General features: G+C 61.4%; 17 protein-coding genes and 1 tRNA gene. 7 read left to right on the plus strand and 11 right to left on the minus strand.

What is annotated here, in order from left to right; translation table 11 throughout:
* Nucleotides 1-48: 48 nt before the first annotated feature.
* The 3 genes from NKI19_RS22815 to NKI19_RS22825 all read right to left on the minus strand — a co-directional run bounded on the left by NKI19_RS22815 (nt 49) and on the right by NKI19_RS22825 (nt 1,872).
* Nucleotides 49-969, minus strand: coding sequence for a DMT family transporter (locus NKI19_RS22815; RefSeq protein ID WP_352491304.1), 921 nt, complete (start codon nt 967-969; stop codon nt 49-51).
* A 122-nt stretch (nt 970-1,091) separates the two neighbouring features.
* Nucleotides 1,092-1,448: a hypothetical protein gene (locus NKI19_RS22820; RefSeq protein ID WP_352491305.1), complete on the minus strand. Its 357-nt coding sequence runs from the start codon at nt 1,446-1,448 to the stop codon at nt 1,092-1,094.
* Nucleotides 1,449-1,638: 190 nt separating this feature from the next.
* Nucleotides 1,639-1,872 carry a hypothetical protein gene (locus NKI19_RS22825; RefSeq protein WP_352710193.1) on the minus strand — a complete coding sequence of 78 codons (234 nt, stop codon included), beginning with the start codon at nt 1,870-1,872 and terminating at the stop codon, nt 1,639-1,641.
* Here NKI19_RS22825 and NKI19_RS22830 point away from each other — a divergent pair.
* Entirely contained in the window at nt 1,865-2,374 is a 510-nt protein-coding gene (locus tag NKI19_RS22830; protein ID WP_502899328.1) for a DUF1579 family protein, read from the plus strand. The genes NKI19_RS22825 and NKI19_RS22830 overlap by 8 nt on opposite strands.
* Before the next feature lie 50 nt (nt 2,375-2,424).
* On the opposite strand, the gene NKI19_RS22835 is transcribed toward NKI19_RS22830, so the two are convergent.
* Complete coding sequence (locus NKI19_RS22835) at nt 2,425-2,898, minus strand: hypothetical protein (protein WP_352566232.1); 474 nt, start codon at nt 2,896-2,898, stop codon at nt 2,425-2,427.
* Nucleotides 2,899-2,953: 55 nt separating this feature from the next.
* Nucleotides 2,954-3,949 carry a GTP 3',8-cyclase MoaA gene (gene moaA, locus NKI19_RS22840; RefSeq protein WP_352491308.1) on the minus strand — a complete coding sequence of 332 codons (996 nt, stop codon included), beginning with the start codon at nt 3,947-3,949 and terminating at the stop codon, nt 2,954-2,956.
* Between the two features lie 199 nt (nt 3,950-4,148).
* Between moaA and NKI19_RS22845 the strand changes: the two genes are divergently transcribed.
* The gene (locus tag NKI19_RS22845; RefSeq protein WP_023717628.1) at nt 4,149-4,502 is read left to right on the plus strand and encodes a gamma-butyrobetaine hydroxylase family protein; all 354 of its coding nucleotides are present in this window, start codon (nt 4,149-4,151) and stop codon (nt 4,500-4,502) included.
* A gap of 23 nt (nt 4,503-4,525) precedes the next feature.
* Here NKI19_RS22845 and NKI19_RS22850 read toward each other — a convergent pair whose 3' ends face one another.
* Entirely contained in the window at nt 4,526-5,077 is a 552-nt protein-coding gene (locus NKI19_RS22850) for a nuclear transport factor 2 family protein (protein WP_352491309.1), read from the minus strand.
* A gap of 36 nt (nt 5,078-5,113) precedes the next feature.
* On the opposite strand from NKI19_RS22850, the gene NKI19_RS22855 reads away from it, so the two are divergent.
* Complete coding sequence (locus NKI19_RS22855; protein WP_352491310.1) at nt 5,114-5,725, plus strand: pyridoxamine 5'-phosphate oxidase family protein; 612 nt, start codon at nt 5,114-5,116, stop codon at nt 5,723-5,725.
* 27 nt (nt 5,726-5,752) lie between these two features.
* Here the strand turns inward: NKI19_RS22855 and NKI19_RS22860 are convergent, their stop codons facing one another.
* On the minus strand, nt 5,753-6,205 hold the full coding sequence (locus NKI19_RS22860) for a MarR family winged helix-turn-helix transcriptional regulator (RefSeq protein WP_352491311.1): 453 nt from the start codon (nt 6,203-6,205) through the stop codon (nt 5,753-5,755).
* Between the two features lie 47 nt (nt 6,206-6,252).
* Here NKI19_RS22860 and NKI19_RS22865 point away from each other — a divergent pair, with 47 nt between their 5' ends.
* On the plus strand, nt 6,253-7,161 hold the full coding sequence (locus NKI19_RS22865; RefSeq protein ID WP_352566230.1) for an alpha/beta hydrolase: 909 nt from the start codon (nt 6,253-6,255) through the stop codon (nt 7,159-7,161).
* 35 nt (nt 7,162-7,196) lie between these two features.
* Here NKI19_RS22865 and NKI19_RS22870 read toward each other — a convergent pair whose 3' ends face one another.
* Complete coding sequence (locus NKI19_RS22870) at nt 7,197-7,811, minus strand: TetR/AcrR family transcriptional regulator (protein ID WP_352491313.1); 615 nt, start codon at nt 7,809-7,811, stop codon at nt 7,197-7,199.
* A gap of 98 nt (nt 7,812-7,909) precedes the next feature.
* Between NKI19_RS22870 and NKI19_RS22875 the strand changes: the two genes are divergently transcribed.
* Complete coding sequence (locus NKI19_RS22875) at nt 7,910-8,656, plus strand: 3-oxoacyl-ACP reductase family protein (protein ID WP_352491314.1); 747 nt, start codon at nt 7,910-7,912, stop codon at nt 8,654-8,656.
* Nucleotides 8,657-8,875: 219 nt separating this feature from the next.
* Nucleotides 8,876-10,768: a L,D-transpeptidase family protein gene (locus NKI19_RS22880; protein ID WP_352491315.1), complete on the plus strand. Its 1,893-nt coding sequence runs from the start codon at nt 8,876-8,878 to the stop codon at nt 10,766-10,768.
* An 11-nt stretch (nt 10,769-10,779) separates the two neighbouring features.
* Here NKI19_RS22880 and NKI19_RS22885 read toward each other — a convergent pair whose 3' ends face one another.
* Both NKI19_RS22885 and NKI19_RS22890 read right to left on the minus strand, forming a co-directional pair.
* On the minus strand, nt 10,780-11,256 hold the full coding sequence (locus NKI19_RS22885; protein ID WP_352491405.1) for a hypothetical protein: 477 nt from the start codon (nt 11,254-11,256) through the stop codon (nt 10,780-10,782).
* Between the two features lie 127 nt (nt 11,257-11,383).
* Nucleotides 11,384-11,635: a PepSY domain-containing protein gene (locus NKI19_RS22890; protein WP_352491316.1), complete on the minus strand. Its 252-nt coding sequence runs from the start codon at nt 11,633-11,635 to the stop codon at nt 11,384-11,386.
* A gap of 68 nt (nt 11,636-11,703) precedes the next feature.
* Between NKI19_RS22890 and NKI19_RS22895 the strand changes: the two genes are divergently transcribed.
* Nucleotides 11,704-12,105 (plus strand): hypothetical protein, encoded by a 402-nt coding sequence (locus NKI19_RS22895; protein ID WP_352491317.1) that lies wholly within the window; start codon nt 11,704-11,706, stop codon nt 12,103-12,105.
* A 34-nt stretch (nt 12,106-12,139) separates the two neighbouring features.
* Here the strand turns inward: NKI19_RS22895 and NKI19_RS22900 are convergent.
* A tRNA-Val gene (locus NKI19_RS22900) sits at nt 12,140-12,214 on the minus strand.
* Between the last annotated feature and the right edge of the window lie 39 nt (nt 12,215-12,253).

Genomic DNA, 12,253 nt, shown 5'->3' on the forward strand with positions numbered 1-12,253 from the left:
AATGACCAAAATCCAGTTTTCAAATCAGACGGTCGTCGACGGTCACGCCTATATGCCGTCCGGCGCCATGTCCGGTCCAGCGCTTTCGGCAGCTGTCTTTTGCCGGCCGACGATCCGTTCGCGGTAGAGTGCATAGAGGCCCGACACGATGATGATCGTGGCACCGAGGATCATCGGCAGATCAGGGACATCGCCGAAGACCGTGAAGCCAAGCAGGATTGACCAGAGCAGGGCGGTGTAGCGGAACGGCGCGATGAAGGAGATATCGCCCACCCGCATCGCCGTGATGATGAACTGGTAGCCGATGAGCACAAGCACCGCCGCCAGCGCCAGGAACGCCGTGGTTCTTCCTGTCATCGGTGTCCAGCCGCCCATCGGCGAAAGCAGTGCCGCGCCCAGAACTGTCATGGCAAGTGCCGTGGCGCTCGACACCAGCAATGTCGGAATTGCCTGCGGTATCCGCTTGGTGGCGAGATCGCGCACCGCACAGCATGCGACGCTGGCCAGCGCCAGCAGAGAAAAGACGCTGAACCCTTCGAAGCCCGGCCGCACGATGATCAGCACGCCGGCAAAACCGACGGCAATAGCCAGCCAGCGCCGCCAGCCGACGCCCTCGTTGAACACAAGCGCGGCGCCCATCGTCACCGCCAGCGGCAGCGCCTGCAGCACGGCGGAGACATTGGCGATCGGAAGATGTGCCAGAGCAACCAGGAACGACACGGTGGCGCCGGCCTCGCCGGCGACGCGCAGCGCAACTGTCGGCTGCAGCATCGAAGCTGGCAGGGCAAGCGCGCCGCGTTGCCACGCAAGCAGGCCAACGAAAAGCGAAGCGAAGGCGCCGCGGATCAGCATGACCTGCGCCATGTTCATCGATTCCGATGAGAATTTGGTGATCGCGTCGTTGAGGGTGAAACCAGCCATGGCCACCATCATGAACAACGCGCCGCGCAGGTTTGGCGAAAGAGGCAAGGCGATTACCGGGTGAGTCCTGCAGCAAGCGTCTAGCAGGCACCCACAAGACAGCAACGTCAAAGGGCTGGGCCACAGCCTTTCTGTGGCCGATGACATCTGCCGCGCAAGAGCGGCAGGGCTTATTTTGGCGTCAGTACCTCGGTGCCGTTGCCTTCCTTGCCGGCAATCGTCCACAGGCCATGCAGCGAGCCGTCTTCCTGCACCTTGTAGACGACAAGACCGACCGCCTTGCCCATGACATAGCCGGCGGAGAAGGCATCGTCGTTCCGCATGCAGATACCGTCCGAGGACGAGCCGCCTGTCTCCCAATGGATCGTGCAGGTCGTCTCGCTCGTCAGCGTGATCGTCGCGTCGCCATCATAGGACGACCCATCGAAATTGGTGCCGGCCACGACATAGGTGCCGCCGATCGACTGAGCCGCCGCAGGCAGGGCCGCGAGGCTGAGCAATGCAAGAGAAAGAATGAGTTTGCGCATATCGTATTCCCCCACTGGGCGAAGAACCGCTCCAGGGCAGAGGCTAGGCCCGAATGAGCTTGCGGTAAATCCGGTGACCGTTTGCGGACAAGACCTTTTCTGGGTGTGACCCCGAAAGGTGCCGTTCTAAAGGATGGCTTCGGAGGGCAAACTGATCACACCGCGGCTCCAGGAAAACTTTTCGACGCCATCAAATTTGCTCGGCAAGATTCACCAAATTGGTCATTGTAGGCTTCTGATCTTGTCTGGGGAGGTAGTCCATGATGAATGCACGAGGCAATGCGGACAGGCTTGGCACAGGCAGCAGGCGGCACGTTTCGTCGGCTTTCCGGTTCTCTTCTGCACTGGCGGTTATCCTCATGGCGATAGCGCCTGCGTTCGCCGAGAACGGCGCTTCGGCGTCGGCAGTCGAACGGATGTCCACGCCGGGTCACGAAGCGGATGAGCTCGCTCGCCGCGTCGGGAAATGGTCCGTCGTCAACACGATCTGGCCAACGCCCGGCGCCCAGCCGATCGTGATGACCGGGCTGGTGGCCGAGCGCACGATGATCGGCCCCTTCATGCAGGAGGTGATGCGCCCGGCGCGCGGGTCGAAAATCCCAGACTTCCAGCGGATAGCCTATTTGAGCTATGACCGGGTGGAGGGCCGCTGGAAGTATGTCTCCATGGACACCCGTTTCCCGGCAGGGATCATGCCCGCCTGGAGTTTTGGTGGCGACGAGGACGGCAAGATTTCACTGCTGTTCGAGCCGCTTGGTTTCGTCGGGTTCGGGCCCGAGGTCGAAGGGCGATTCACGGCCTCCGATTTCGTCATTTCCAGGGACGGCGACAATCACGAAGTGGCCGAGCAACATTTCCTCCAGGCCAATGGCGGCGGCAAGAAATGGATTGCCGTACGATACGACTACACGCGTCAACAACCGTGACTCGCTAGCAAAAACAATAGGCTGCGAATAAGTTCTGACGTCGCGGATGCTCACAGTCCCCTGAGGCTACCGGCAATCGCATCGACGAGCGCGTCGTATTTCGATTTCAAGGCTGGCGGATAGTCGATCCAGACCGTGCGGATGACACCGTCTTTTCCGAACAGGCGGCGTTCATAGAAGATATTCCCGCCTTTGATGCCCGACAGCACCGCCCAGTCCTTGCCAGTCTTGCTGTAGGTGATCCTGTAGCCAGGTTCCTTGCTGGCCCTCTCGGCGGAGACGAAGGCTGTCGGGGTGTCATCATCGATGTTGAGGATACCCGAACAGATCAGGCTGGCGCCATCGGCGGTGAGCCATTGCTGTCCATCGCCATTGTCCGGCTCGGGCTGGCGAAGAGTGAAGATTTCATCCGGAAAAGTGCAGACGGTACCGAAGCGCTCGTTCGTATAGGTAAATGGCGCGGCGACTGCCGTGGTCCCTGCCATCACTCCGAAAAACGTCAGGACTGCAAAAAACCGCTGCACGCCTTGCCTCGCGCCGATACCAAGGCGATTATTCTTGCACGAAATCGGCGAAAAATCAGCCGCCGGTGACGCTCATATGCCGCGACACCGAGGGACGGTTGGTGCGGCGATCGATGATGAAGTCATGGCCTTTGGGCTTGCGGCCGATTGCTTCGTCGATGGCATCGGCGACCAGCTCATTGCCTTCCGACGCACGCAGCGGCGCGCGCAGGTCTGCGGCATCTTCCTGGCCGAGGCACATGTAGAGAGTGCCGGTGCAGGTCAGCCGGACCCGGTTGCAGCTTTCGCAGAAATTATGCGTCATCGGCGTGATGAAGCCGAGCCGCCCGCCGGTCTCGGCGACGTGGACATAGCGGGCCGGGCCGCCGGTCTTGTAAGGGATGTCGCTTAGCGTGAACTGGCGCTCGAGTGCTGCGCGCAGCAGCGACAGCGGCAAATACTGGTCGGTGCGGTCGGCGTCGATCTCGCCCATCGGCATGGTTTCGATGACCGTCAGATCCATGCCGCGGCCATGCGCCCAGCGTAGCATGTCCGGCAATTCGGCGTCATTGAAGTCCTTCAACGCCACGGCGTTGAGCTTTACCTTCAGCCCGGCCGCCTGCGCGGCGTCGATGCCGTCCATGACCTTGTCCAGATTGCCCCAGCGGGTGATCTGGTGGAATTTGTCGGCATCGAGCGTATCGAGCGAGACGTTAATGCGCTTGACGCCGCAGTCGGCGAGCTCGGCGGCAAAGCGGGAAAGTTGCGATCCGTTGGTGGTCAGCGTCAGCTCTTCCAGCGCACCGCTCTCGAGATGCCGCGAAAGCTGGCGCACTAGGTGCATGATGTTCTTGCGCACCAGCGGCTCACCGCCGGTGAGGCGGAGCTTGCGCACGCCCTTTTCGATAAAGACCGTGCAGAGCCGGTCGAGTTCTTCCAGCGACAGCAGGTCCTTCTTAGGCAGGAACGTCATGTCCTCGGCCATGCAATAGGTGCAGCGGAAATCGCAGCGGTCGGTGACCGACACGCGCAGGTAGGTGATCGTGCGACCGAAAGGATCGATCATATCCATGCTTATGCGCTTCCCGTGGCCGTGAACGGCTTCGTTATATATCGCTATGTGATACGAGCCAACTTGCCATTCAAGATAGAAGCTCGCGATCTTCGGTAACATTCCGACGCCGACAGATCATGTCGGAACTTTCCATGCGGCCTTTTCCCTCGACACGAAGCGGCGTAGGGAAGGGCAGTTCTCCGCAGGATCCACCACCATGACAGCGCCGAAGGAACTCAGGGTCTCGAAAGATCGCAAGCTGCTTTCCGTGACCTTTCCGGGCCATCAGCCGTTCGAGTTGCCGGCCGAGTTGCTGCGCGTCGCCTCGCCATCCGCCGAGGTGCAGGGCCATTCGCCCGAACAGCGCGTCACCGTTCCCGGCAAGCGCAATGTCGCGATCCTTAAGATCGAGCCGGTCGGGAATTATGCTGTACGCATCACCTTCGACGATTTCCATGATACCGGCATCTTCACCTGGAATTACCTGCACACGCTGGGTCATGAGAAGGATGCACGCTGGGCCGCCTATCTCGCCGAATTGGAAGAGAAGGGCCTGAGCCGCGACCGTTGAATGGATCCCGCAGGACTCTCCGATCAACGCAGGATCGCCAGTATCTCACTGGTGTCGTAATAAAACGGCGTGCCTTCGATCAGCCGGTCATTCTTGAAGCGCAAGACTTCGGCAAACGGCTGTTTGATGGTCGCACCATTGGCCCGCGATGTCAGTGAAAGCGTGCAGCTCATGAACACCGTGTCATCGTTTTGGGCGACCTGAAGGCCCTCCACCGCCACGTCGCTCCAGATTTCCCCCATCTTGCGGAAAAGGGCGCCAACGCCGTCGAGGGCGTTCCAGTCACCGGCATAGGGCAGGGAGCGCGGCTCATGCACGACAATCTCGGCATGAAATGCGCCGGCAAGCATATCGAGGCTCTCCGACCCTGATTGCAGGAAACGCATTTCAACATTGAACATGTTTTCGATAAGTTCCATGGCGGTGCGTCGCCGGTCGTGCGGTTCATCCATTTTTCGGTCTCCGTATCCGTCGGCACGATTGTGTAGGTGAAAGCGTTTGCCCTTGTTTGCGTTGCCTCGACACCCGTTTCCTGATGACCGCAAATGGGCACATGTCGTGAAAACGTCATGCATCTGGAGTAGCGCCGGCAAAGCTTTGGAGACGAAAACATGTCCATGATCACCAGCATCGAACAGCTCGAAGCGCTCTATGGCCTGCCCGGCGAGGCGTCGGTGGTCAAGGAACTCGACAGGCTGATTCCCGAATACGCAGCCTTCATCGAAGCTTCGTCGTTTGCCGCGCTCGCAACCTGCGGGCCTGAAGGGCTGGACTGCTCGCCGCGCGGCGATCTCGCCGGCTTCGTCCGCGTCCATGATCCGAAAACGCTGATGATGCCGGACCGGCGCGGCAACAACCGTGCCGATTCGCTGAGAAACATCCTTCGCGATCCGCGCGTCGCGCTTCTGTTCCTGGTGCCGGGTTCAGGCACGACGCTGCGCGTCAATGGCCGCGCCCACGTCACCACCGATCCCGGGCTCTGCGCCTCGTTCGCCGTCGAGGGCAAGCCGGCGCGCTCGGTGACGATCGTCCAGATCGATGCGGTTTATTTCCAGTGCGCCCGCGCCATCCATCGATCGGAACTGTGGAATCCGGCAAGGCATGTCGACCCGAAATCGCTGCCGACCCCCGGACAGATCCTGGAAATCACCAGCCGCAAGAACATCGACGGCGAGGTCTACGACAAGGAATGGCCGGAGCGCGCAAAAAAATCGATGTGGTGAAGCACTTGGTGGTGGAGCACTGGGCGGTCAGGCGGTCTTCAAAACCTCGGCAACCCTCCGCATCTGTTCGCCGATCATGTCGCATTGTTCCGGCGTCGACTGGCTCATCGCCTTCTCGATCAGCGCCATATGGACCTTCAGCGCCTGCATCAGCAGTGCCTCGCCGGCCTCTGTCAACGTCAGCCGCAGCACGCGCTTGTCCTTCTCGTCGCCCTCGCGGCGCAGCAGGCCGCGGGTCTCCAGCTGCGGCAAAAGCATGGTGATGTTGGAGCGGCCGACCAGCAGGCGGCGAGCGAGGTCGTGCTGCGACATGCCGGGATGGCGGTAGAGGTTCATGAGCACGTCGAGCTGCGCCGGCTTCAGGTCGAGCGGCGCCAGCTTCACCGCCAGGGTGCGTTCCAGCAAATGGCAGGCGCGCGCCACCGCGACCCAGTTGCGAAAACGCGGGCTGTCCCAGGGCAGGTCTTGCTTAATGTTCATGTTTGAACTATTATGTTCATGCTTGAACCAATGAATGGATCGCCACTATGGCATCATTTGGACTGAAGGTCATCCGCGGCACATTCGGCGTGGCCGAGCATGTGGCACCGCGACTCACCGGGCGCGCCGCATTCGAACTGTTCTGCCGTACGCCGCACGAGAAGAGCTTGAGCGAAGGCGAGCGCCGCGCCATCGATCGCGCCGCCGATTTCATGACCCAAGCGCGCCATCACCGGCTAGAGACCAGAACCGGCTGCGTCATGATGCATGAATTCCGGCCCGAGCCGGGCAGGGCAACTGCCGGCACCGTGCTCGTCATCCATGGTTGGCGTTCGCGCACCGAATACATGCGCACGCTGATCGAAGCCTATCGCGATGCCGGCTACAAGGTGGTCTCGCTCGACCTGCCGGGCCACGGCCAGTCGCAGGGCCGCCGGCTTACCCTGGTCAGTGCGGTCGATGCGGCACGGGTTGCCGGCGAATGGTTCGGGCCGTTTGCCGCCATCGTCGGCCATTCCTTTGGTGGTGCCGTTGCCGCCAATGCAGTCGCCGGTTCAATCAGGAACATCCCGCGATTGGCGGCCGGGCGACTGGTGCTTATCGCTGCGCCGAGCTCCCTGCCGGCAATCTTTGCTGATTTCAGTCGCATGCTGAATGTCGGCTCGCGCTCGCAGGCCGCGATGGCCGACCGGGTCGAGCGCATCGCCGGCCGGCCGTTGCATGAGTTCACCGGTGACCGCCAGTTGGCAAGCACGCCGCTGCCGACGCTGGTGATCCACGCACCGGACGACCGCGAAGTGTCTGCCGAGCATGCAAGGCTCTACTCGCGCGCCGGAGACCATGTGCGGCTTTACTGGGCCGACGGGCTCGGCCACCGCCGCATTCTGGCGGACACGGGTGTGGTGGAGCGTGCCGTTGGCTTCGTTGCCGGCAGGCTGGAGCCGTCTCTGCAGTAATCTGAATGTCTGTTCTTATCTGCCGGGTTCGATCGTCACGCCGCTCGGGTGCCGGCCATCACTATCCAAGCCGCCATTGCCCCGGCCACCGTCGCCAGAAGGGCCGAGCGCGACGCGCCGTCGCGCGCCTGGATCGACATGCCGTGCTGCACGGTCGCGTAGAAGGTCGCGGCCGTACCGCAGTCGAAATCGCCCGGCAACTCCCCCTCGGCCACGCCACGCTCGAGCCGTCTCAGCAAGGCTTCGCGGTTTTCGGCGCGGCGACGGCGCAGATCATCGCAGATGGCGCCGCGGCTTGAATCCTGGTGCAATGCGCCGAGCGCGATAAGGCAGCCTTGCGGACGACCGGTCTGTGAATAGGCCCTGGCAGTCTGCCTCAGCAACCGCTCGACCGCCTGGCGCGCGGTCGGCGCCTTTTCCAGCGCGGACCAGATCTCGGTTCCCTCGACCCGCGTGTAAAGCTCGGTTGCCTCGAGAAACAGCGCTTCCTTGCTGCCGAAGGCGGCATAGAGGCTGGGTGAATTGATGCCCATTGCAGCGGTCAGGTCGCTTATCGACGCGCCCTCATAGCCCTTGGCCCAAAACACTTCCATTGCGCGCCGCAAGGCGGCGGTTCGATCGAAGGTACGGGGGCGGCCTCGTTCCGGCATGGCATCCTTTCTGTATTGGTCGATACATAATTCAGTTGACGTGGTTCAGCAAGGCTGGCAGATATTTATGTATCAATCACTACAAAATGGAGCAGCAAATGTCATCCAGCAGCTTGAACGGCAAGGCCGCCCTCGTCACCGGCGGCAGCCGCGGCATTGGTGCGGCGATCGCACGAAGGCTCGCGGCCGACGGCGCGGGCGTGGCAATCACCTATGTGAATGGCGAGCAAGCGGCGCGCGGGGTGGTCAGGGAAATCGAGGCGGCCGGCGGCCGGGCCTTTGCCATCAAGGCCGACAATCGCGATGCTGCGGCGATCGAGGCTGCAGTCGATGAGGCAGCAAAAGCCTTCGGACGGCTCGACATCCTGGTCAACAGCGCCGGCATCTGGCGCGCTGCGCCGATTGATGCCCTGTCGCTTGCCGACTTCGATGAGACAATGGAGGTCAACCTCAGAGCCCCGTTCGTCGCCGCCAAGGCAGCAGCAGCGCATATGGGCGAGGGTGGCCGGATCATCTCGATCGGCAGCAACCTGGCCGAGCGTGCCACGGACGCCGGCCTGAGCGCCTATTCGGCCAGCAAGGCTGCCTTGGTTGGCCTGACGAAGGCCTTTGCACGCGATCTCGGTCCGCGCGGCATCACCGCCAATGTCGTCCATCCCGGGTCGACCGATACCGACATGAATCCGGCAGCCGGCCCGCACGCCGAGCATCAGCGCCAGAAGATGGCGATGCCTCGCTTCGGCACGGCCGACGAGATCGCCGGCATGGTCGCCTGGCTTGCCGGTCCCGAAGGGCGCTTCGTGACAGGCGCGGCATTGACCATCGACGGCGGCGCCAACGCTTGAGGCTTGGCTCACGGGCACTACCATTGATCGGGGCGATGGCGGAACCGCTTGGCCCGTCACGATGTTGTGAAACCGTTCTGCAACAGACGTTCCGAAATTTATGGAAGCTTAACGAAATCAGTATGAATCAGTGTAGTCACGCCTTACATCCGCCATGCGGTGGGCGAGACCGTGAAAGCGGTGCGGAACGGGATCCGGTTCAACCGGAGCGGGTGATCCATGAAACTCCTTGGAAACAAAGCAACCGTGCTGCCGATTGCGGTGGCCGCGGCAATGCTGGCCTTCGGGGCGCCGCAGGCTGAAGCGCAAGGGTTCTTCGACATGCTTTTCGGCGGCGGCGTCAAACACGCACCGCCGAAAGGTAACTTTCCTCCGCCACCGTCAAGATACAAGCCGAAGCCCAAGGCTCCGGCCGCTTCCGGTGGTGGTGCGCAAATCAGCAGCCCGTCCTACTACACCTACAAGAGCGATCCGCTGGTGCGCGTCGATTTTTCGGCACTGTCGGCAGCGCCTGAACCGGCAACGCCTCAGGATGCTGCATTCGAACCGGCGGCCACCGGGGCTGCATTCCGCGAAGCCATTGCCGGCCTCGAAGGCTATGACCTCTACGCCGAGAAGGACATCGCCAAGGCGCTGATCGCCTATTACTCGGCCAATCCGGATTTCATCTGGGTAACGGGAACCAGTCCCAACAGCCGTGCCGAGGATGCGGTGCGAGTGCTGGGCGAGGCCGCGAGCTACGGCCTGACGCCCGCGGATTACACAGTCGAAGTTCCGGCAGCAGGCGCGTCGGCGGGCAATGCCGATGAACGCCTGAAAGAGCTGGTCCGCTTCGAGATGGCGCTGTCGGCGCGTGTCCTGCGCTACGCCCGTGACGCACAAAGCGGCCGCGTCGATCCCAACCGCATGACCGGCTACTACGATTTTCCGCCGAAGCCGCTCGACATGGAAGGGGTGCTGAACACGCTGGCCCACACCCAGCAAGTGCGCACCTATCTCGAATCGCGGCATCCACAGAATTCCGAGTATCAGGCGCTGCGCGTCGAACTGGAAGCGCTCCAGGCCAGCGCCGAAGACGAAATCACCATCGATCCCAATCTGCTGTTGAAGCCGGGGCAGACCAACCCCGAGCTGCCGAAGCTGTTGACAAAGATCGCGCGCAATCTCGATGACGAGATGGGCGGCGCCTATGGAGAGGTTCTGGCGAGGCTCGCCACCAGTGAGGTCTACGATCCGGAGCTGGTGCCGGTGATCAAGGCGGTGCAGAAACGTGCCGGCATGAAAGGCGACGGCGTCATCGGTCCCCGTACGGTCGCATCGTTGGCCGGAACGTCCAAGGCCGACAAAATTCAGAAGGTTCGGGTTGCGCTCGAAGAGTTGCGCTGGCTGCCTTCCGACCTCGGCAGCCCGCGCGTCTTCATCAACCAGCCGGCTTTCACCGCGAGCTATATCGACGATGGCGAGGAGAAGCTGAAGACCCGTGCCGTCGTTGGCAGGCCCACCAACCAGACTGCTTTCTTCTACGACCAGATAGAGCAGGTCGACTTCCATCCCTATTGGGGCGTGCCGCAGTCGATCCTGGTTAACGAGATGCTGCCGCGGCTGCGCCGGGATCCTGGTTATCTCGACCGCGCCGGCTACGAGGTGGTAAATGCCCGCGGCAAGCGCATTCCCTCATCCTCGGTCAATTGGGGCGCCTATGGCGCGAAGATACCCTACGGCGTGCGCCAGCTGCCGAGCGAGGCCAATGCGCTGGGCGAGTTGAAGATATTGTTCCCCAACAAGCACGCCATCTACATGCACGATACGCCGCAGAAGTCGTTTTTCCAGCGCGACATGCGCGCGCTCAGCCATGGCTGCGTTCGCTTGCAGGATCCGCGCGGCATGGCGGCTGCAGTGCTCGGCACCTCGGTCGACTACATCGAGGACAAACTGAAACACGGACATTCGACCGAAGACGTGACACGCAAGATCCCGGTCTATGTCGCCTATTTCACCGCATGGCCGGACCTGTCCGGCACCGTCGAATATTTCAACGACGTCTACGGCCGCGATACAAGGCTGCAGCAGGCGCTCGACAGCACGGAAGCGGTGCGTTCGCCGGCTAGCTGAGGAATGCGGTTCTAGCGCTGAAACAGCGGACGCCGGAAGCCGGCGTCGCGTCCGGCGATCAGCCAATAGACCAGGCCGGCAACAACGCCTGCCGCGGCAATGATACCGATATCGGCCCAGCGCTCCGGGTTCGTGTCGTCCGGTACACTAGGCCAGATCAAGGCGAACCCGCCAACCGCGGCCGCTGCGCCGAAGACCATGTGCAGCCAAAAACTGCGCAGCGAGAAAAACTCGGCAATCAGTGCGAAGATCAGTGTCTGCAGGCCGGTCAGCACGATCGTCAGAAAATAGATGAACATGCCGAGCGGCGGCAACAGCAGCACCGCAATGGGGGAGACACCCATGACGTCAAAATAATTCGGCGCATTTGGCAGCGAGCTCAACCCGCCATAGATCGCCGCCACCGCGATCAGCCCAACCAGTACCGCTATGAAATAACCCGCGAGCATCATCAGAAAGCGTTTCAATACGTGCTTTACCGTCGCCATGCCCACCCCCGCGCGCAATGATAGCCTGCAGTCAGCCATCAAAGTCATATCTGCGCAAGGGTTTGCCGAAGGTCGGGGGCATTCGATGCCCGCCATTTTTTAAGATTTGTACCGTTGGCGGCCAGCTTCATTTCGGCGCGGCTGTCACCGGATCATAGGTGATTTCGACTTTCGCCTTGTCGTTCGTGTAGTAGGTGACAGTGTAGGCGCCGCTGTCCCAATCGATTTCCTTGATGTAGCGGAAGTCGTCGCGTTGCTCGACCTTGGTGATGATTTCCGACAGCTTCTTGGCATTCTGCGGCGGCACCAGATTTTCGTCCGCGGCAAAGGCCGATCCGCCGACAAGCAGCACGGCGGCCGCCAAAACAAGTCTGGACATGGCTTTCCCTCACATTTCTATCAGCAGAAACTCGTTTCCATGCAGGTTTGTTCCGGGATCGTCGGGCGTTGCGCTACAAGGAGGCCCTGCCGTGCCTGACTTATGGCGGCCGAAGAACACGGCGACTGCTTAAAAATCATGATGCGTCGCCTCAACATCGCGGCCATAATAATGCCGGTGGTCATTCGGGGGTCTACATGCAAATGCGTCATGCCTTCATATTTGTACTTTCCCTACTTTCCATCCTGGCCGTTTCGATGCCTGTGCGGAAGGCCGCAGCGCTGGAACCTGAACGCTATACGGTTTATTGCGCCGACGACCGGATCGAAGTTTCGTTCTGGGATATCGAGCAGATGAAGGTGCGGGCCGGCTCCAACGTTTGCCAGTTCCAGAGCTATACGAGCTACAGCAGCGCTCTGAATTTCGCCCAAAAGAATTTTGGCGGCGAGGGGGCCACCTGCAGCTGCTAGCCGCTCTGGCTTGGAATTGATTCAGGAAAGCAGATGGTGGGCGATGCAGGGATTGAACCTGCGACCCCACCCGTGTGAAGGGTGTGCTCTCCCGCTGAGCTAATCGCCCGCTCGTTGCCCGAAGGCCAAGCGCGCCGCGATATAAGGG

This window comes from Mesorhizobium sp. M0751, assembly GCF_040320265.1.
Taxonomy (GTDB): Bacteria; Pseudomonadota; Alphaproteobacteria; order Rhizobiales; family Rhizobiaceae; genus Mesorhizobium.